The 18,412-nt window shown below is 64.9% G+C and carries 14 protein-coding genes; 10 read left to right on the top strand and 4 right to left on the bottom strand.

What is annotated here, in order from left to right; all coding sequences use genetic code 11:
* Positions 1-141: 141 nt before the first annotated feature.
* On the top strand, positions 142-1,167 hold the full coding sequence (locus I3J27_RS16885) for a polysaccharide deacetylase family protein (protein ID WP_270171459.1): 1,026 nt from the start codon (positions 142-144) through the stop codon (positions 1,165-1,167).
* 7 nt (positions 1,168-1,174) lie between these two features.
* Positions 1,175-1,726: a dihydrofolate reductase family protein gene (locus I3J27_RS16880; RefSeq protein WP_270171457.1), complete on the top strand. Its 552-nt coding sequence runs from the start codon at positions 1,175-1,177 to the stop codon at positions 1,724-1,726.
* A 4-nt stretch (positions 1,727-1,730) separates the two neighbouring features.
* Here the strand turns inward: I3J27_RS16880 and I3J27_RS16875 are convergent, their stop codons facing one another.
* The gene (locus I3J27_RS16875) at positions 1,731-2,183 is read right to left on the bottom strand and encodes a DoxX family protein (protein ID WP_270171455.1); all 453 of its coding nucleotides are present in this window, start codon (positions 2,181-2,183) and stop codon (positions 1,731-1,733) included.
* A gap of 291 nt (positions 2,184-2,474) precedes the next feature.
* Positions 2,475-4,784 (bottom strand): NADP-dependent malic enzyme, encoded by a 2,310-nt coding sequence (locus I3J27_RS16870; protein WP_270171453.1) that lies wholly within the window; start codon positions 4,782-4,784, stop codon positions 2,475-2,477.
* A gap of 246 nt (positions 4,785-5,030) precedes the next feature.
* Here I3J27_RS16870 and I3J27_RS16865 point away from each other — a divergent pair, with 246 nt between their 5' ends.
* Positions 5,031-7,001 carry an aq_1923 C-terminal domain gene (locus tag I3J27_RS16865; RefSeq protein ID WP_270171451.1) on the top strand — a complete coding sequence of 657 codons (1,971 nt, stop codon included), beginning with the start codon at positions 5,031-5,033 and terminating at the stop codon, positions 6,999-7,001.
* Between the two features lie 78 nt (positions 7,002-7,079).
* On the opposite strand, the gene aspS is transcribed toward I3J27_RS16865, so the two are convergent.
* Positions 7,080-8,852 carry an aspartate--tRNA ligase gene (gene aspS, locus I3J27_RS16860; protein WP_270171448.1) on the bottom strand — a complete coding sequence of 591 codons (1,773 nt, stop codon included), beginning with the start codon at positions 8,850-8,852 and terminating at the stop codon, positions 7,080-7,082.
* Between the two features lie 196 nt (positions 8,853-9,048).
* Here aspS and I3J27_RS16855 point away from each other — a divergent pair, with 196 nt between their 5' ends.
* The 5 genes from I3J27_RS16855 to I3J27_RS16835 all read left to right on the top strand — a co-directional run bounded on the left by I3J27_RS16855 (position 9,049) and on the right by I3J27_RS16835 (position 14,737).
* Complete coding sequence (locus I3J27_RS16855; RefSeq protein ID WP_270171446.1) at positions 9,049-10,521, top strand: protein adenylyltransferase SelO; 1,473 nt, start codon at positions 9,049-9,051, stop codon at positions 10,519-10,521.
* A gap of 203 nt (positions 10,522-10,724) precedes the next feature.
* Positions 10,725-11,576, top strand: a complete 852-nt coding sequence (locus tag I3J27_RS16850; protein WP_270171444.1) for a phosphodiesterase — start codon at positions 10,725-10,727, stop codon at positions 11,574-11,576.
* Between the two features lies 1 nt (position 11,577).
* Entirely contained in the window at positions 11,578-12,528 is a 951-nt protein-coding gene (locus I3J27_RS16845; protein WP_270171442.1) for a carbohydrate ABC transporter permease, read from the top strand.
* Complete coding sequence (locus I3J27_RS16840) at positions 12,525-13,394, top strand: carbohydrate ABC transporter permease (RefSeq protein WP_270171440.1); 870 nt, start codon at positions 12,525-12,527, stop codon at positions 13,392-13,394. Before I3J27_RS16845 ends, I3J27_RS16840 begins: the two co-directional genes overlap by 4 nt.
* Positions 13,395-13,405: 11 nt before the next feature.
* Positions 13,406-14,737 carry an ABC transporter substrate-binding protein gene (locus I3J27_RS16835; protein ID WP_270171438.1) on the top strand — a complete coding sequence of 444 codons (1,332 nt, stop codon included), beginning with the start codon at positions 13,406-13,408 and terminating at the stop codon, positions 14,735-14,737.
* Positions 14,738-14,807: 70 nt separating this feature from the next.
* On the opposite strand, the gene I3J27_RS16830 is transcribed toward I3J27_RS16835, so the two are convergent.
* On the bottom strand, positions 14,808-15,797 hold the full coding sequence (locus tag I3J27_RS16830) for a zinc-dependent alcohol dehydrogenase family protein (protein WP_270171436.1): 990 nt from the start codon (positions 15,795-15,797) through the stop codon (positions 14,808-14,810).
* Between the two features lie 121 nt (positions 15,798-15,918).
* Between I3J27_RS16830 and I3J27_RS16825 the strand changes: the two genes are divergently transcribed.
* Both I3J27_RS16825 and rnd read left to right on the top strand, forming a co-directional pair.
* A complete protein-coding gene (locus I3J27_RS16825; protein ID WP_270171434.1) occupies positions 15,919-16,800 on the top strand; it encodes a LysR family transcriptional regulator in 882 nt (293 codons plus the stop codon).
* Positions 16,801-17,154: 354 nt separating this feature from the next.
* On the top strand, positions 17,155-18,303 hold the full coding sequence (rnd, locus tag I3J27_RS16820) for a ribonuclease D (RefSeq protein WP_270171432.1): 1,149 nt from the start codon (positions 17,155-17,157) through the stop codon (positions 18,301-18,303).
* The last annotated feature ends 109 nt before the right edge of the window (positions 18,304-18,412 follow it).

Here is an 18,412-nt window from a genome sequence, read left to right as displayed (position 1 = left end):
GGCACAATTGTGGCGGGGCATCAAACAGCCGTTGCAATGGCGAGGGCCCACCATCTAGGCTAGGATCATCTGGGGCAGGATGGTTTTGCCGGAGGCGAAAAGCCGCGGCAGAACAACGGGATCAATCTCGAGGACATCACCATGCGTGTGGCGGCAGGACTGATTTTGGCAAGCGCAATGTCTGTTGCGATGGCAGGCGCGGCATGGTCGCAGACCCCAGCCGCCAAGCCCGCAGCCGCGACGCAAGCCGCACCGGCGGTGACACCGGCGGCCTCAGCGCCCGCCGCGGCTCCGGCACCCGCTCCTGCAGCGGCCGCCGCGCCAGCGGGCTTCGTCAATCCGCCGCCGCCCAAACAGGCGCCGCAGCCGGCCCGCGCGGCCTGCAACACGCAAGGAGCGCTCGGCGTCGCCCGCACCGTCGAGATCGACACCACCGGCGGTCCCGGCTTCGGCTTCGAGCACTTCAAGGAGCTCGACTTCCTGCGCGACCACGAGGTGGTGCTGACCTTCGACGACGGCCCCTGGCCGAAGAACACACCCGCGGTGCTGAAGGCCCTCGCCGACGAATGCACCACCGGCATCTTCTTCTCGATCGGCAAGCACGCGACCTATGAGCCGGAGATCCTGAAGCAGGTTTACGCGGCCGGCCACACGGTCGGCACCCACACCTGGTCGCACGCCAATCTCAACAACAAGAAGCTCACCGAAGCGCAGCGCAAGGAAGAGATCGAGAAAGGCCTGTCCGCGGTGAAGTGGGCGCTCGGTGGCATCTCGCCCTCGCCGTTCTTCCGCTTCCCCGCGCTCCAGCACCCGCCGGAGATGGTCACCTATCTCGGCAACCGCAACACGGCGATCTTCTCCTGCGACATCGACTCCTTCGACTTCAAGGCCTCCAAACCCGAGAAGGTGGTCGAGACCGTGATGAAAAAGCTCGACACCAAGGGCAAGGGCATCATCCTGATGCACGACTTCCAGAAGCACACCGCGGAAGCCCTGCCCGAGCTGCTCAAGCGCCTGAAGGCCGGCGGCTACAAGGTGGTGGCGATGCGCGCCAAATTCCCGGCGTCGACGCTGCCGGAATACGATCAGGAGCTGCTCAAGGACGTCAAGCTGCCGACGGTGAGCCAGCGCCCGGTCAATTCCGTGGTGACGACCGTTTCCGAATAGAAGGCCATTGTCTTTCCGTTTCGAAGGCTACGTCATCGTCTCCGCGGACGGCATGCTTGCCGACGCACGCCATGTCATGCCTGACAGCCTGAAGTTCGAAGGCGACAAGCTGTTCTTCGAGCAGGCGCTCGATCGCGCCGCGCTGATCGTGCACGGCCGCCACTCGCACGAGCAGCAGACGAATTCGCCGAAGCGCAAGCGGCTGATCCTGACCCGCAAGATCAAGGCGCTCACCGTCGACCCCGAGATGCCGAACGCGACGCTGTGGAATCCGGTTCACGCCAGCGTCGAGGAGGCCTGCGCCTTCGCCGGTGTCGCCTCCGGCACGGTCGCGATCATCGGCGGCCCCGTCGTGTTCGACATGTTCATGGACCGCTACGACACGTTCTGGCTGTCGGAGGCTCCGCATCTGCGTCTGCCCGGCGGCGAAGGCTGTTTTGTCGGCGTGCCGGAGCGAACGCCGCACGAGGTGCTGGCCTCACACGGATTGAAGCCGGGCGCGCCGTATCTGCTCGACGCAGCGCATGATGTGACCGTCACGCCGTGGCGGCGGGTGTAGCTGCCTACACGTCCCCGTAGGCCGCCTCGGCCGGGCGCGTGGTGCGGCCGTAGCCAGTGATCATGAACAGCGCGCCGATGATCGACAGGTTCTTGAGCGCGTCGACCACCATCTTGGCGTTGTCGGGCGGCGCCTGATTCCAGAAGTCATCGAACAGCACGGTCGCAACCGCGACGTAGATGATCATCAGAAACGCGAAGAAGCGCGCGCCGAAATTCAGCGCGATCATCAGCCCCGCGATGATCTCGAGCCCGCCGACCGCGATCGCGAGAAGCTGCGGCGTGGTCATGGCCGTCGCCGTCTCGATCTGCTTGGCATAGGGCGCGACGACTTCGGGCACCGTGACCTTGGTGGCGATGAAATCAGCCGTCGCCTGGATGGCAAACAGCTTGGTCGCGCCCGTGTAGATGAACAGCACGGCGAACAGGATCCGCCCGAAAGTCACGAACGCTGGCATGATCGGCCTCTTGTCAAAGCGCTAAGCGCAGGACGCGCGAGGGATTATGAAGAGTCCGCCCGCGGTTTACAAACGGGGAAATGGCTAACTGCGAGGAATTCAAAGTTGCGGCGTACGCCCTTCCCTTCTCCCTTTCTTGTGGGAGAAGGTGGCGCGAAGCGCCAGATGAGGGGTATCTCTCCGCAGTCTCAAAAGACAGAGGGACTCGTGGAGAGATACCCCTCACCCGTCTCGCCGCTTCGCGGCGAGCCACCCTCTCCCACAAGGGGGAGAGGGTGAGAGACGCCGCCCTTACGTAAACAATGTCGGCTGCTGCCGCGCCGCGCGCTCCTGGGCTTCCACGACCGCAACCGCCGTCATGTTGAGAATGCCGCGCGCCGTCACCGACGGCGTGAGGATGTGCGCGGGGCGCGCCGGGCCGATCAGGATCGGACCGACAGGCAAAGCGTCCGCCAGCGACTTGATCATCTGGTAGGCGACATTGGCGGTGTCGAGGCTCGGCATGATCATGATGTTGGCCTCGCCCTCCAGCTTGGAGTGCGGCAGCACCATCTTTCGCGCAGCGGCGGAGAGCGCGGTGTCGCCCTGCATCTCGCCGTCGGCCTCGATCTCCGGATGCTTCTCCTTCAGAAGCTGGGTCGCCCGCCGCATCTTGCGCGAGGAGTCGGTGTCGTAGCTGCCGAAATCCGAATGCGAGACGAAGGCGATCTTCGGCTTGATGTTGAAGCGCTGGACGTGGACCGCCGCGAGCGAAGCGATCTCGGCGAGCTCTTCCGCGCTCGGATTGGGGCGCACCTGCGTATCCGCGATGAAGAACGCGCCCTTGCTGGTGATCAGCAGCGCCAGCGCCGCATAGTCGCTGATATCAGGCGAGAAGCCGATGATCTCGCGGACGTGCCGCAGATGGTGCATGTAGCGGCCTTCGACGCCGCAGAGCATGGCATCCGCCTCCCCGCGCGTGACCGCGAGCGCGGCGATCACCGTGTTGTTGGTGCGCACCACCGTGCGCGCCGCATCCGGCGTCACGCCGCGGCGGCCGGCGACCTCGACATAGGACTGCACGTAGGAGCGATAGCGCGGATCGTCCTCGGGATTGACGAGGTCGAAGTCCTTGCCGGCGCGGATCGAGAGGCCGAAACGGTTGATGCGCGCCTCGACGACCGACGGACGTCCGACCAGGATCGGCCGCGCCAGATTCTCCTCGAGCACGACCTGCGTGGCGCGCAGCACGCGCTCGTCCTCGCCTTCGGCGTAGATCACGCGCACCGGCTGGGTCCTGGCCTTCGCGAACATCGGCTTCATGACGAGGCCGGAACGGAAGGCGAAGCGCTCGAGCAGCGCGGTGTACTCGTCGAAATTGGTGATGGGCCGCGTCGCCACGCCGGACTCCATCGCCGCCTTCGCCACCGCCGGCGCGATGCGCAGGATCAGCCTGGGATCAAAGGGGCTCGGGATCAGCGAGCCCGGGCCGAAGCCCTGCGTCTCGCCGGTGTCAAATCCCTGCGCCACCGCATCCGACGGCGCCTCGCGCGCGAGCTGCGCGATCGCCTCGACGGCGGCGTGCTTCATCTCCTCGTTGATGGCGCTGGCGCCGACATCGAGGGCGCCACGGAAGATGAAGGGGAAGCAGAGGACGTTGTTGACCTGATTGGGGTAGTCGGAGCGGCCGGTGCAGATCATGGCGTCGGGGCGCACCTTGCGCGCCTCCTCCGGCATGATCTCCGGCGTCGGGTTGGCGAGCGCCATGATCAGCGGCTTGTCGCCCATCGCCTTCGCCATCTCCGGCTTCAGCACGCCCGGTGCGGAGAGCCCGATGAAGATGTCGGCGCCGCCGATGACGTCGCCAAGCGTGCGCTTGTCGGTCTTCTGCGCGTAGACCGCCTTCCAGCGATCCATCGTGGTGTTGCGGCCCTCATGCACGAGGCCGTCGATGTCACACACCCAGATGTTCTTGCGCTGCGCGCCCATCGACACCAGCAGATTGAGCGTGGCAATCGCGGCGGCCCCCGCCCCCGACGCCACGATCTTGACGTCGGACAGCTTCTTGCCGTTCAGCCTGAGGCCATTGGTGATGGCGGCGGCGACGATGATGGCGGTGCCGTGCTGGTCGTCGTGGAAGACCGGGATCTTCATGCGCTCCTTCAGCTGCGCCTCGATCTCGAAGCATTCCGGTCCGCGGATGTCTTCCAGATTGATGCCGCCGAAGGTCGGCTCGAGCGCCGCCACGGTCTCGACCACGCGGTCGATGGTGTCAGCGGCGATCTCGATGTCGAACACGTCGATGCCAGCGAACTTCTTGAACAGGACCGCCTTGCCTTCCATCACCGGCTTGGAGGCCAGCGGGCCGATATTGCCGAGGCCGAGCACCGCGGTGCCGTTGGAGACCACGGCGACCAGATTGGCGCGGGTGGTCAGCGTGGCGGCTTCCGCCGGGTTCTTGGCGATCTCGGTGCAGGCGGCAGCAACGCCCGGAGAATAGGCAAGCGCGAGGTCGCGCTGGTTGGCAAGCGGCTTGCTTGCCTGGATCTCGAGCTTGCCGGGGCGCGGCAGGCGGTGATAGGCGAGCGCCGCCTGGTGGAGATCATCAGAATAGGACGACATGCGGTGTCTCGCTTCGCTTTACCGGCCTCAAAATGCACGATCCGGAGCGGCCGCCCAAGCGGACGGTATTTCCGGGCCGTGGAAACGGGATGAAGCACGGCCGAAGGCCCGGTGGCAACATCCGATTGCGGCCCCATCAACAGGGCGCGTGGTCAAATATCTGATAGTGCTCGCTTTCCCTGGACCGCGCGGCATTTCGCGAATATGGCAGGTTGCGCGGTGCGAAACGAGCAACTGGAGCTGGGAATGAAACGAATCCTGATCGGCCTGATCGTGGCAGCGGCGCTTGCCGCGGGCGGATGGTTCGGCTTCAACCTCTATGCACAACATCGCGCCACCACCGAGGTCGAAGCGGCGTTCGACCGGCTTCGCGCCGGCGGCAGCAAGGCGAGCCACGGCAAGGTCGCGTTCGAACTGTCGACGCGCACGCTAACGATCGAGGACATCGCGGTCGATCCGGGCAACCAGCCGCAAGGGCACGTCAAGATCGGCGCCTTCAAAAGCACCGGCATCCACCAGGTCGACGAGACGCGCTTTGCCGCTGATAGCATCGACATCTCGGGCGTCGAGATTGCGGTGGAAGAATTCGGCCCCGCCAAGCTCAAACTGGCCTACAAGATTCCGCAGATGACGCTGCGCGACTATGCCGGTCCAGTTCACGTTCGAAACGTGCCGGCATCGGGCTCCCTAATCGACATCTACCGGTTCGTGCTCGACCAGTTCGCGAGCGTGACCGCGACCTCCGTGACGGTCCCGTCCATCAACATCAGTTTCGACGCCGGCAACAACGGCGGCAGCGGTGACGTGGTCTATTCGGGCCTCGCGCTCCAAAACCTCGGCCGCGGCAAGGTCGATGCGATGGAGACGGATCGCGCCACCTTCACAATCAACGTTCCGCAGCCGGGCAAGGCGGAGAAGCTGACCGGCGAGATCTCCGCCATCATCGTCAATGATTTCGACTCGACCCCGATCCTCGCCGCGCTCGATCCGCAGGCGAGCGGTGACGTCAGCTACCGCCGGGTTTATCGGCAAATCTCGACCGGCCCCTATGTGCTGAAGTCCGCGCTGGGACTGCGCATGGATATCGACGGCTTCGCCATGGAAGACATCGACGTGCAGCCATCGAAACTCCATTTGTTCGAGATGTTCGCCATGCTGCCGCAGGACAAATCGGCCCCGCCAACTCCCGCGCAAGCGCGCGAACTGATGGAGAAGGTCGCTGGATTCTATGACGGTATTCGCGTCGGCAAGGCCGAGATCGGCAAGACCTCGATCGGCACACCGCAGGGAACCGCGAAGATCAATGCGGTGCGCTACCGGCAGGGCGAACTCGCGATCGAGGGCGTCGATACGCCGTCGCCGCAGGGACAGTTCAAGATGGAGCGCTTCGCGCTGAAGTCCTTGAGCGTGCCGAGCCTGATGCGCTGGGCGGCGGGCCTCACCAATCCCGGGCAACCGCCCTCGCCGGACCAGATGCTGGGCCTATTCAGGGTGCTCGAAGGCGCCGAGATCAAGGGCGTCGTCTCGCCTTACAAGAACACGCGGCAGCTCGTCACCATCGACACGATCAGCCTGACCTGGGGCCAGCTGGTCGGATCGATCCCGAGCAAGGCCAATCTGGTCGTGAAGATGGTCACGCCGACCGATCCGGCCAATCCGGTACAGCGGCCGCTGATCATGGCCGGCATCGACAAGCTCGCGATCGATCTCGATCTCGGTGCGGCCTGGACCGAGTCGACAGGTGCGTTTGCGCTCGCTCCGGCTAGCATCGAGCTCGGCAACCTCGCCAAGGCGCAGGCCCGCTTCGCGCTCGCCAATGTGCCGCGCGACCTGTTCACCACAACCAACCCGATGGAGGCCAGGGGTCAGGCGGCACAGATCGAGACCGGCGCGATCGAGCTCTCCTTGCGCGACAGCGGCGTCGTCGATCTCGTCGTGGCACAGTTCTCGCGCATCCAGAACGTCAATCGCGATGCCGCGCGCAGCGCCCTCGTCGAGATGATAAAGGCGCAGGGCGAGAAGATCGCGGCCTCCAATGTCGACGCCAGGGTGGCGGTGGACGCGCTCGCCGGCTTCGTCGAGACGCCGGGGCAGACGCTGACCATCAAGCTGACTCCGCTCGGCAAGGTGCCGGTGCTCCAGCTCATGGATGTTCTCAACAGCGAGCCGATCGTCGCGCTGGCGCAGTTCAGGATCGAGGCGGCGACGGGGTTGTAGTTCGATCTCGTGTCGCAGACGCGGCGCGGCACAGCGCACCGCTGAAGTAGCGCTGCGCTGCGTTCGGGGCACGGGCACTCACTTCTGCGGCAGGTTCACCTTCACATGCAGCTCGCGGAGCTGTTTGGTGGTGGCGTCTGACGGCGCACCCATCAGCAGGTCCATGGCCTGCTGGTTCATCGGGAATAGCGATATCTCGCGCAGATTGTTGGTGCCGCACAGAAGCATCACGATGCGGTCGACGCCCGCGGCCATGCCGCCGTGCGGCGGCGCGCCGTACTGGAAGGCGCGGTACATGCCACCAAAACGGTCGACCACTTCCTGCTCACCGTAGCCTGCGATCTCGAACGCCTTCACCATCGCCTCCGGCACGTGGTTGCGGATGCCGCCGGAGGCGATCTCGTAGCCGTTGCAGGTGATGTCGTACTGGAACGCCTTGATGGTCAGCGGATCCTGCCCCCTAAGCGCCTCGAGGCCGCCCTGCGGCATCGAGAACGGGTTGTGCGAGAAATCGACCTTCTTGTCGTCCTCGTTGTACTCGTACATCGGGAAGTCGACGATCCAGGCGAGCTCGAACCGCTCCTTGTCGGTGAGGTTCAACTCCTCGCCGACCTTGTTGCGGGCCAATCCAGAGAACTTCCAGAACTTGTCGGGATCGCCGGCGACGAAGAAGGCGGCATCGCCTTCCTTGGTGCCGATCTGTGCGCGGATCGCAGCGGTGCGCTCGGGCCCGATGTTGTTCGCAAGGGGACCTGCGCCCTCGCCGCCTTCGCGCCACATGATGTAGCCGAGGCCCGGCTGGCCCTCGCCTTGCGCCCACGAATTCATGCGGTCGCAGAACGCGCGGCTGCCGCCGCCCGTTGCCGGAATGGCCCAGACCTGGTTCTTGGGGTCTTCGAGCATTCGCGCGAACACCTTGAAGCCGGAGCCGCGGAAGTGCTCGGAGACGTCCTGCATCTCGATGGGGTTGCGCAAATCCGGCTTGTCGCTGCCGTACTTCCGCAGCGCCTCGGCGAACGGAATCCGGCGCCAGTTCTTGCTCACCGGCTTGCCCTTGGCAAACTCCTCGAACACGCCGGTGATGACGGGCTCCATCGCCGCGAAGACGTCTTCCTGAGTCACAAAGCTCATCTCGACGTCGAGCTGGTAAAACTCGCCCGGCAGACGGTCGGCGCGCGGGTCCTCGTCGCGGAAACAGGGCGCGATCTGGAAGTAGCGGTCGAAGCCGGACATCATCAGCAGCTGCTTGTACTGCTGCGGCGCCTGCGGCAGCGCGTAGAATTTTCCCGGATGGATGCGCGAGGGCACCAGGAAGTCGCGCGCGCCTTCCGGCGAGGACGCGGTCAGGATCGGGGTGTTGAACTCGAAGAAGCCCTGCCCCTCCATGCGCCGGCGCATCGACTTGATGATCTCGACGCGCGTCATGATGTTCTGGTGCAGCTTTTCGCGACGCAGATCCAGGAAGCGATATTTGAGGCGGATGTCCTCGGGATATTCCTGGTCGCCGAACACCGGCAGCGGCAAATCGCCGGCCGGGCCCAGCACCTCGATCTCGCCGACATAGATCTCGATCTTGCCGGTCGGCAGATCGTCATTGTCGGTGCCCTCGGGGCGGCGGCGGGCCTTGCCGTCCATCCGCACCACGAATTCCGAGCGCAGCTTTTCGGCCAGCGAGAACGCCGGCGAGTCCGGGTCGACCACGCACTGGGTCAGGCCGTAATGGTCGCGCAGGTCGATGAACAGCACGCCGCCGTGGTCGCGAACGCGATGGACCCAGCCCGAGAGGCGAACCGTCTCGCCGATGTTGCTCTCGCGGAGCGCGCCGCATGTATGTGACCGGTAGCGATGCATTGTCGTCCCAAAATCAATGTCGGAGGGGTCGAATCGGACGGCCGGGAACGGCCGGTCCGAAGTTGCGGCAGGGTTTACCCGACGAGGCCGGGGGCGGCAACCAAGGGAACGCCCTGTTTTGGGCCGGAAGTGCCCATTTTTGCTCTATCGGGGGCCAAGCCTTTGCCATCCCGCGTTCCAGCCCTATCTTGAGGCCATGACGGTTCATTTCCCCTTCCAGAACTCCTATTCGGCGCTGCCGGACAGCTTCTTTGCCCGCGTTGCGCCGACCCCGGTCGCCGCGCCCCGGCTGATCAAGCTGAACCGGCCGCTGGCGGTCCAGCTCGGGCTCGATCCCGACCTTTTGGAGACCCCGGAAGGCGCCGAAATCCTGGCCGGCAAGACGGTTCCCGCCGGGGCCGATCCGATCGCCATGGCCTATGCCGGCCACCAGTTCGGGCAATTCGTGCCCCAGCTCGGTGACGGCCGCGCCATCCTGCTCGGCGAGGTCATCGACAAGGACGGCGTCCGCCGCGACATCCAGCTCAAGGGCAGCGGCCCCACCCCGTTTTCCCGCCGCGGCGATGGCCGCGCCGCGCTCGGGCCGGTCTTGCGCGAATACATCGTCAGCGAAGCCATGTTCGCGCTGGGCATTCCGACCACGCGCTCGCTCGCCGCCGTCGTCACCGGCGAGCACGTCATCCGCGAGACCGCGCTGCCCGGCGCGGTGCTGACGCGCGTCGCCTCGAGCCATATCCGTGTCGGCACCTTCCAGTTCTTTGCCGTCCGCCGCGACACCGAGGCGATCCGCCGGCTCGCCGACCACGTCATCGCCCGCCATTACCCGGACCTACTCCAGGTCGAGCGCCCCTACCACACCCTGCTCGCCGCCATCGTCGCGCGCCAGGCCGAGCTCATCGCGCGCTGGCTCCTGGTCGGCTTCATCCACGGCGTGATGAACACCGACAACAGCTCCATCTCCGGTGAGACCATCGACTACGGCCCCTGCGCCTTCATGGACGCCTACAACCCTTCGCAGGTGTTCTCCTCGATCGACGAGATGGGCCGCTACGCCTATGCCAACCAGCCGCGCATTGGCTTGTGGAATCTGACGCGCCTGGCCGAATGCCTGCTGCCGTTGTTTTCCGACGAGCAGGAGAAGGCGGTCGCCGAAGCCCAGGACATTCTCGGCGCCTTCGCCGAGACGTTCAGCGCCGCCTATCAAGCGGGCCTGCGCAAGAAGGTCGGCCTGTTCACGATGCGCGACGGCGACGACGCGCTGATCCAGGACCTGCTCGACGCCATGGCCAAGAACCAGGCCGACTTTACGCTGACCTTCCGCAAGCTCGGTGACGCCGCAGGCGATGACGGCGCCGACGTGCGCGCGCAATTCATGGAGCCCGCAGCTTTCGACGAGTGGGCCGGACGCTGGCGCACGCGCATCGCGCTGGAGCCGCAGAGCGCGACTGACCGGCAAGCCGCGATGCACGCCGTCAATCCAGTGTTCATCCCGCGCAATCACCGCGTCGAGGCCGTGATCCAGGCCGCAGTGAACGATGACGACTACGCGCCGTTCGAGGAGCTGGTGAAGGTGCTGGCCAAGCCCTACGAGGACCAGCCGGACTACGTGGCATATGCCGATCCGCCGCTGCCGGATCAACGGGTGTTGCAGACGTTCTGCGGGACCTGAACGCAGCTCGCTTTACCACGACCTCTAATTGCTTCACCGGGTGGATCTCGCCCGTCGCTAATCCATCCAGGCCGGCGGGCGTTGTGGACACGTCCCGCCCCCGGGAACCGCTGTCATCAAACTGAAACACACGCGCTCTAACCGCCTGTCAGGGTCGTCTTGCCGGAGGCGTCCATCCTCCAACAGTCCCGACAAAGCGCGCCATGCCCTTCAAGTTCATCCACCTCACCGACACGCATCTTGCGAACCCCGGGCTGAAGCTCTACGGCCTCGATCCGCGCGCCCGGCTGGACGCGGCGATTGCCGACATCAACACGCACCAGTCCGATGCCGCCTTCGCCGTTGTGACCGGCGATCTCACCCATTGGGGCGAGCCGGAATCCTACGCCAATTTCGCCGACGCAATGTCCGCGCTGAAGATTCCCTACATCGCCATGGTCGGCAATCACGACAAGCGCGTCGCCTGCCTCGATAGCCTGAAGGCCGCGCCGCGCGATCCAAACGGCTTCGTGCAGGGCACGCGCACCACCGAGCACGGCCTGTTCGTCTTCCTCGATACTCTGGACGAGACCAGCCACGCCGGCGAGATGTGCGCAAAACGCTTCGACTGGCTGGCGAAGACGCTCGCGGCCGCGCCCGCTGACATGCCGTTCGTCGTGTTCATGCATCATCCGCCCTTCCCGGTCGGCGTCCACGCGATGGACGAAATCGCGCTGGCGCAGAGTGCCGAATTCGCCGAAGTGATTGCGCCTTACCGGTCGCGCATCCGCCACCTGTTCTTCGGCCATGTGCACCGCCCGATCTTCGGCAGCTACGGCAAGATCCCGTTCTCGACGCTGCGCGGCACCAATCACCAGGTCTGGTTCGAGCTCAACCCAGCCGTCACCGACCATCTGGCGAGCCACGAGCCGCCGGCCTACGGCGTGGTGCTGATCGACGATCAGAACCTGGTCGTGCACAGCCACGACTTCCTCGACGAAAGTCTGCGCTTCCCGTTCGACCCGCCCGCGGGAATGGACGGCCGCGACTATGCGCTCAAGTTCGCGGCGCGGTGAGATGAGCCTCGCTGAACCCGCGGCTCTCCCGGTCGCGGCATCAGCGGCGCCGCGCCTTCGTCTCCTGAAGCGTTTCCTGGGCCGCTTCAAAGCCTCGCTGCCGGCCTATCTGCTGCTACTGCCCTCGCTGGTCTTCCTCGCGCTGTTCACCTACGGCGCGATGGGCCGCGTGTTCGTCGATGCGCTCTATCAGCGCGCCACGCCGAAGGCGCCGATCCGCTTCGTCGGCCTCGACAATATCAGTGCGGTGCTGGCCGACCCCGCCTTCACCGGCGCCGTTATCAACAACCTCATCTACGCCGTCGGCACCGCGATCCCCAGCATCGGCCTCGCGCTGCTGTTCGCGCTGGCGCTGGCGCGGACTCATGCGGTGAACAGCGTACTACGCGCCGCGCTCTTCCTGCCGGTGCTGATCCCGATGGTGGCGGCGTCAGCGCTGTTCCTGTTCATCTTCCTGCCGAATGTCGGTCTGCTCGACTATTACATCGGCCGGCTGCTGCCGGTGCTGCCGAACTGGCTCGGCGATCCCGACATCGCGCTGTCCGCGATCATGGTGATCACGATCTGGAAGAACGCCGGCTATTACATGCTGTTCTTCCTCGCCGGCCTCCAGGCCGTGCCCGAGGATGTGATGGAGGCGGCCCATCTCGACGGCGCCGGGCCGTTCATGCGGTTTCGTCACATCATCCTGCCGGAGCTCAAGCCCACCTTCCTGTTCGTCATCGTGATCGCAACGCTCAATGCGGTCACGCAGGTCGACCACGTCTTTGTCATGACCAAGGGCGGGCCGTCCAATTCGACCAACCTCGTGCTGTTCTACATCTACCAGCAGGCGGTCGAGCATTACGACATCGGCAAGGCCTCGGCGGCGACGCTGCTGACGCTCGCCGCTTTGATGGGCCTCACCGCGCTCTCCTTCCGCACCATGGCGAACCGCGAGGGCGGACCATGAAGCTGCTTGACCGCCTGTTCAAGGACGCCCCGCTCGCCACGCGAAATGAGATCACCCCCAAGCTCGGCTTTGTGCTGACCGTGCTGCTCGCAATCGTCTGGCTGATCCCGTTCCTGTGGATGGGTGTGGCGACGCTGCGCCCGGCCTCCGATGGCATCAATCTCATGGCCGAGCTGATGCCAAGCCTGAAGCCGACGCTCGACAATGTCAGGGACGCCTGGGAGATCGGCGATTTCCCCCGCTATACCCTCAACACCATGATCATCTGCACCGGCATCCTGCTGGTGCAGTTCGTCACGATCACGCTGGCGGGCTTTGCCTTTGCGCGGCTCGACTTCGCCGGCAAGACGCTGATCTTCTACCTGTTCCTGATGCAGCTGATGCTGGTGCCGGTGCTGCTGATCGTGCCGAATTTGAGCCTTGTCGCGCAGCTCGGCCTCTATGACACACTCACCGGCGTGATGATGCCGTTCTTTGCCTCCGCCTTCGGCACCTTCCTGATGCGGCAGGCCTTCGAGGCTATTCCGACCGAGCTGGAAGATGCCGCCCTGATCGACGGCGCCAGCCTGCTCCAGCGCATCCGTCACATCTACGTGCCGCTGTCGATGCCGAGCTTCTCGGCGTTCGCCATCATCTCCGTGACCAGCCATTGGAACGACTTCCTGTGGCCGCTGATGGTGATCAATTCGCCGGACAAGCGGCCGCTCACGGTCGGGCTGTCGGTGTTCACCGCGACGGCCGAAGGCACGCAGGCCTGGGGCACCATCGCCGCCGGCACGCTGATGGTGATCGCGCCGCTGCTCATCACCTTCCTGATCTTCCAGAAACGCTTCATCAGTTCTTTCGTCACCTCAGGCATCAAATAGGAGATTTCTCGATGCTGTTTTCCCGCAGGCTCATGCTTGGCCTTGCCATGGCAGGCTCTTTGGCAGGCGCCCTCACCTTCCCGGCGATGGCCGAAGGTCCGACCGAGATCGACCTGTTCTTCCCCGTCCCCGTCGACGGCAAGCTCGCCCGCGACATGGGCACCCTGATCAAGGAGTTCAACGAAGGACATCCGAACATCAAGGCGACCGCCGTCTACACTGGCTCCTATGACGACACGCTGATCAAGACGCGCGCCGCGATCAAGGCCGGCAAGCCGCCGTCCGCCGTGATCATGTCGGCCAACTTCCTGCTCGACATGCAGATCGAGAACGAGCTCACCAATCTCGATCCACTGATCGCCGCCGACGGCACCACCAAAGAGCAGTTTTTGGGCCAGTTCTTCCCGGCACTCCAGGGCAACGCGGTGATCAACCGCTCGGTCTACGGCGTGCCCTTCCACAATTCGACGCCGCTGCTCTACATCAACGCCGACAAGGCGAAGGAAGCCGGGCTCGATCCGAGCAAGCCGCCGCAGACCTGGGCCGAGCTCACCGACTGGGCCAAGAAGCTCACCAAGCGCGAAGGCGACAAGGTCACCCAATGGGGCATCGCGATCCCCTGCGCCTATGACTATTGCGGCTGGATGATGGAAACGCTCACCATGTCCAATGGCGGGCGTTACTACAACGAGGAGTTCGGCGGCGAGGTCTATTACGACACGCCCTCGATGCTCGGCGCGCTCTCCTGGTGGAACGACCTCGTCTATAAGCACAAGGTCCACGCCCCCGGCGCGACGCCCGGTCCGGCCGTCAGCACCTCCTTCATCTCCGGCAATGCCGCGATGATGATGCTGTCGACGGGCTCGCTCACCTATGTGCGCGACAACGCCAAGTTCGCCTACAAGGTCGCGTTCATCCCGCGCAACGTCCGCAACGCCGTGCCGATCGGCGGCGCCTCGCTGATCGTTCCGGCCGGGCTCGAAGCCGACAAGCAGAAGGCTGCCTGGACGCTGATCAAGTGGATGACCTCGCCCGAGAAGAGCGGCTGGTGGAGCCGCGCCACCGGCTATTTCGCGCCCAACATGGCGGCGTACAAGACACCTGACATGGTCGACTTCCTGAACAAGAACCCGGACGCCAAGACCGCCGTCGAGCAGCTCGACGTCGCAAAGCCCTGGTTCGCGACCTACAAGACGGTCCCTGTCCGCAAGAACCTCGAGGATGAGGTGATGCTGGTCCTCAACGGCAAGAAGCAGCCGAAGGAAGCCCTCGCCGCCGCCCAGAAGGCCGCCGATGAGACGCTGAAGCCTTACAATGCGGAAACGTCGTTGAAGCTGCCGTAAGGGCGGCTGAACGGCAACGAACATCGGCGCTCCGTCATGCGGGGCGCCGAATGCGTTTGGACTGGCCGGCTCAGATCGTCACCACGATCTTCCCGAACTGCGTATTCGACTCCAGGAAGCGATGCGCCTCGACGATCTCGTCGAACTGAAACGTCCTGGCGATGATCGGCTTCAAGGTGCCGTCCGACAGCCCGTCGAGAATAAACGCCTTCGCCCCCGCAAGACGCGCGGGATCGCGGATGACCTCGTGTACGAGGTAGCCGCGCAGCATCAGGCTCTTGCTGAGCACGTTGGCCAGGGGAAATGGCGTCGGCGCGGGACTTAGTCCACCATACTCGATCAGGACGCCGCCCGGTGACATCGCCGCGGTCAGCGGCTCGAATGCCGGACCGCCGACAGCGTCGAACACAACCCGGACGCCGTTTGCACCAGCAATCTCCGCGAGCCGCGCTTCGATGTCCTCCTCGTCCGAGGCGATCACGTGGGCGGCGCCGACATCGCGCAAGGCGCGCCGCTTGACCGAGGTCCGGGTCAGAGCGACCGGAACAGCGCCGATCCGGTTGGCGATCTGGATTGCGGCAAGCCCGACACTGCTCGATGCGGCCGTGATGGCAACCACGTCGCCACGCCCGAGGCCAGCAATATCGACGAGAGCGCCGTAGGCCGTAAGATATTGCATCCACACCGCGGCCGCCGTCTCGAAACCAAGCTCCGGCGGATGCTTCACGACGAGCTCGGCCGGAAACGTCGCGAGTTCGGCATAGGCCGGCCATCGCACCATCGACAGCGGCGGCACGATGCTCACGGCATCGCCTGCCACAAAGTCGGCGACGCCTTCACCCACGGCCTCGACGAGGCCTGCCGCCTCCAGACCAAGGCCCGATGGAAATGTCGCGGTTTCGATATAGGTCCCTCTCCGCAGCAAGGCTTCGGCACGGTTGAGCCCGAGCGCCTTGATCCGGATCTGGACCTCGCTCTTCGCCGGCGGCGGGACATCGACCGTCTCGATGCGCAGCACTTCGGGACCGCCATGTTGATGAAGGCGAACGACGCGAGCCATGGATACACTCCAAAACAGTTGAGCTGAATGGAGCTATGCCGGTCCCGCAGAAGCGGATAAATCACCCGAATAGGCAGACAGTCGAAACCAGGAGTTTTCAATCAAGGACCGCCTGACCAGCATGGCCGTGTTCGTCCGGGCTGTCGATCTCGGCTCGTTCGCGGCCGCGGCCGACGCCCTGGAGATGTCAGGACCGATGGTCGGCAAGCACGTCCGCTTCCTCGAAGAGCGGCTCGGCGTGCGCCTCCTCAACCGCACCACGCGGCGCCAGAGCCTGACCGAGGCTGGCCAGGCCTATTACGAACGCTGTCGCGCGGTGCTCAGCGAGGCCGAAGCCGCCGATGCCGTCGCGACCGACGAATTGTCCGAGCCGCGTGGCAGGCTGCGCGTGACCATGCCGGCCCTGCTGGGACGGCACTGCATCGCGCCCTTGCTGTTGAAGCTGGCACGCAAACATCCGCATCTCGAGCTCGACCTCGCCTTCGGCGATCCGATCGCCGACATCGTCGAGGCTGGCTATGATCTTGCGATCCGGACCGGTGATCTCGACGACCAGTCCGGCCTGATCACGCGGCGCATCGCAAGCCAGCGCATGGTGGTGTGCGGTGCACGCTCTTATCTGCGCGCCAACGGCAAGCCGAGATCGATCGACGATCTCTCCGCCCATCAAGCGATCATCTATCGCCGCTCGGGCCGTGTCCGGCCATGGTTGTTTCCGCTGGGCGACCAGCCTCCGCGCGAGATCATGCCGTCGGGTAGGCTGAGGCTCGACGATATGGAGGCAATCGCCGATGCCGCTACGCAGGGCATGGGGCTCGCCTGGCTGCCTTATTGGCTGGTCCGCGAGCGCCTCAACACGGGCGCGCTGGTCGATCTCTTCACGGGCCAGCCCGAATTCCTCTACGACTGCCACGCGCTTTGGCCGCGTTCACCCCGCCTGCCGCCAAAGGTCCGCGCCGCCGTGAACACCCTCGCCGCAGCGTTACCGAAACTGACGACGTGAAGGTAGGCCCCCGCCCCGTTAACCCTTCGTCTACCATCCGGCCCGCCCTCCCGCCGCTAACCACGAGAATTAACAGACCCTCAACGCACCCCAGACAAGTCTAGCAATGCTTTTGGGGGAATTTGCCGTGGATCTGCTGGTTTTTGAGTTCCTGGGACTGGCTCTGGTCGCCATGTGCGTGCTCGTGGTGGCCCTGCCGTGTGCCCGGAAATCCTCGCAGCGGGTCCGCTACGAATAGGAATTTTGGCCTTCGCACGCGATTCCGGCCCAAATGCAAGGCTCGAATTCGCTCCAAGCCCCTTGACATCACAGCGCTTTCGGCAGAACGGCTGATGATCTCGTCATGGGCCGTTCATGGATTTGATTACCACCACCGCTGACCTCGCGGCTGCCTGCAGCCGGCTGGCCAAGCACCCCGTCATTACCGTCGATACCGAGTTCCTGCGCGAAACCACCTATTACCCGCTGCTGTGCGTGGTGCAGATGGCCAGCCCCGAGGAAGCGATCGTCATCGACACCCTGGCCGCAGGCATTGACCTCAAGCCGTTCTTCGAGCTGATGGGCAACGAGAGCGTGCTGAAGGTCTTTCACGCCGCCCGCCAGGACATCGAAATCATCTGGCACCAGGCCAATATCATCCCGCACCCGGTGTTCGACACCCAGGTCGCGGCCATGGTGCTCGGCTATGGCGACAGCATCGCCTATGACGCGCTGGTCGAGAAGGTCACCGGCCACCGCCCGGACAAGACCCACCGCTTCACCGACTGGTCGCGGCGGCCGCTGACCAAGGAGCAGATGCATTACGCAGTGTCCGACGTCACGCATTTGCGCGACGTGTTCGCCGCGCTCGATGCCGATCTCAAGAAGCGGCGCCGCAGCGAATGGGTCTCGATCGAGATGGAGGTTCTGACCTCGCCCCGCACCTACGACTTCCACCCCGAGCGGGCCTGGGAACGGCTCAAGACGCGGGTGCGCAAGCCGAAGGACCTCGCCGTCCTGATGGAGGTCGCCGCCTGGCGCGAGCAGGAAGCGCAGAGCCGCGACGTGCCGCGCGGCCGCGTGCTGCGCGACGAGGCCGTCAGCGACATCGCCACCCACGCGCCGAACACGCTGGAGAAGCTCGCAAACCTGCGCTCCGTGCCGAAGGGGTTTGAGAAATCCAAATGGGGCGCGGATATCGTCGCCGCGGTCGAGCGCGGCCTGGCGCGGGATTTCTCGACGCTGCCGAAGCTGGAGAAGCCGCGCAACAACAACAATGGCGCCGCGACCGTCGAGCTGTTGAAGGTGCTGCTGCGCATGACGGCGGAACGTCATGCGGTCGCCAGCAAGGTGATCGCCACCGTCGACGATCTCGAGGAGATCGCAGCCGACGACGAGGCCGACGTCCCCGCTTTGCGCGGCTGGCGACGCGAGCTGTTCGGCGATGCCGCCTTGAAGCTCAAGCGCGGTGAGCTGGCGCTCGCGATCGAGAAAGGCCGCGTGATCGGGGTTCAGCGGGCGTAATTGCTAAACCGTCATCCTGGAGGTGCGAGCTACGCGTAGCGTGGCGAGCCTCGAAGGATGAACGGCCCCGCGGCCTCCGCCGGGCCGTCACCCTTCGAGGGCCGCTGTA

Source organism: Bradyrhizobium xenonodulans, from assembly GCF_027594865.1.
In the GTDB taxonomy this organism is placed as follows: Bacteria; Pseudomonadota; Alphaproteobacteria; order Rhizobiales; family Xanthobacteraceae; genus Bradyrhizobium; species Bradyrhizobium xenonodulans.
This window is presented reverse-complemented; position numbering and strand designations above follow the sequence as displayed.

Bases quoted from the DNA above. Each gene is read 5' to 3' on its own strand.
- I3J27_RS16885 (WP_270171459.1), top strand. From the start codon at position 142: ATGCGTGTGGCGGCAGGACTGATTTTGGCAAGCGCAATGTCTGTTGCG.
- rnd (WP_270171432.1), top strand. From the start codon at position 17,155: ATGGATTTGATTACCACCACCGCTGACCTCGCGGCTGCCTGCAGCCGG.
- I3J27_RS16850 (WP_270171444.1), top strand. From the start codon at position 10,725: ATGCCCTTCAAGTTCATCCACCTCACCGACACGCATCTTGCGAACCCC.
- I3J27_RS16835 (WP_270171438.1), top strand. From the start codon at position 13,406: ATGCTGTTTTCCCGCAGGCTCATGCTTGGCCTTGCCATGGCAGGCTCT.
- aspS (WP_270171448.1), bottom strand. From the start codon at position 8,852: ATGCATCGCTACCGGTCACATACATGCGGCGCGCTCCGCGAGAGCAAC.
- I3J27_RS16875 (WP_270171455.1), bottom strand. From the start codon at position 2,183: ATGCCAGCGTTCGTGACTTTCGGGCGGATCCTGTTCGCCGTGCTGTTC.
- I3J27_RS16855 (WP_270171446.1), top strand. From the start codon at position 9,049: ATGACGGTTCATTTCCCCTTCCAGAACTCCTATTCGGCGCTGCCGGAC.
- I3J27_RS16845 (WP_270171442.1), top strand. From the start codon at position 11,578: ATGAGCCTCGCTGAACCCGCGGCTCTCCCGGTCGCGGCATCAGCGGCG.
- I3J27_RS16825 (WP_270171434.1), top strand. From the start codon at position 15,919: ATGGCCGTGTTCGTCCGGGCTGTCGATCTCGGCTCGTTCGCGGCCGCG.
- I3J27_RS16840 (WP_270171440.1), top strand. From the start codon at position 12,525: ATGAAGCTGCTTGACCGCCTGTTCAAGGACGCCCCGCTCGCCACGCGA.
- I3J27_RS16865 (WP_270171451.1), top strand. From the start codon at position 5,031: ATGAAACGAATCCTGATCGGCCTGATCGTGGCAGCGGCGCTTGCCGCG.
- I3J27_RS16830 (WP_270171436.1), bottom strand. From the start codon at position 15,797: ATGGCTCGCGTCGTTCGCCTTCATCAACATGGCGGTCCCGAAGTGCTG.
- I3J27_RS16870 (WP_270171453.1), bottom strand. From the start codon at position 4,784: ATGTCGTCCTATTCTGATGATCTCCACCAGGCGGCGCTCGCCTATCAC.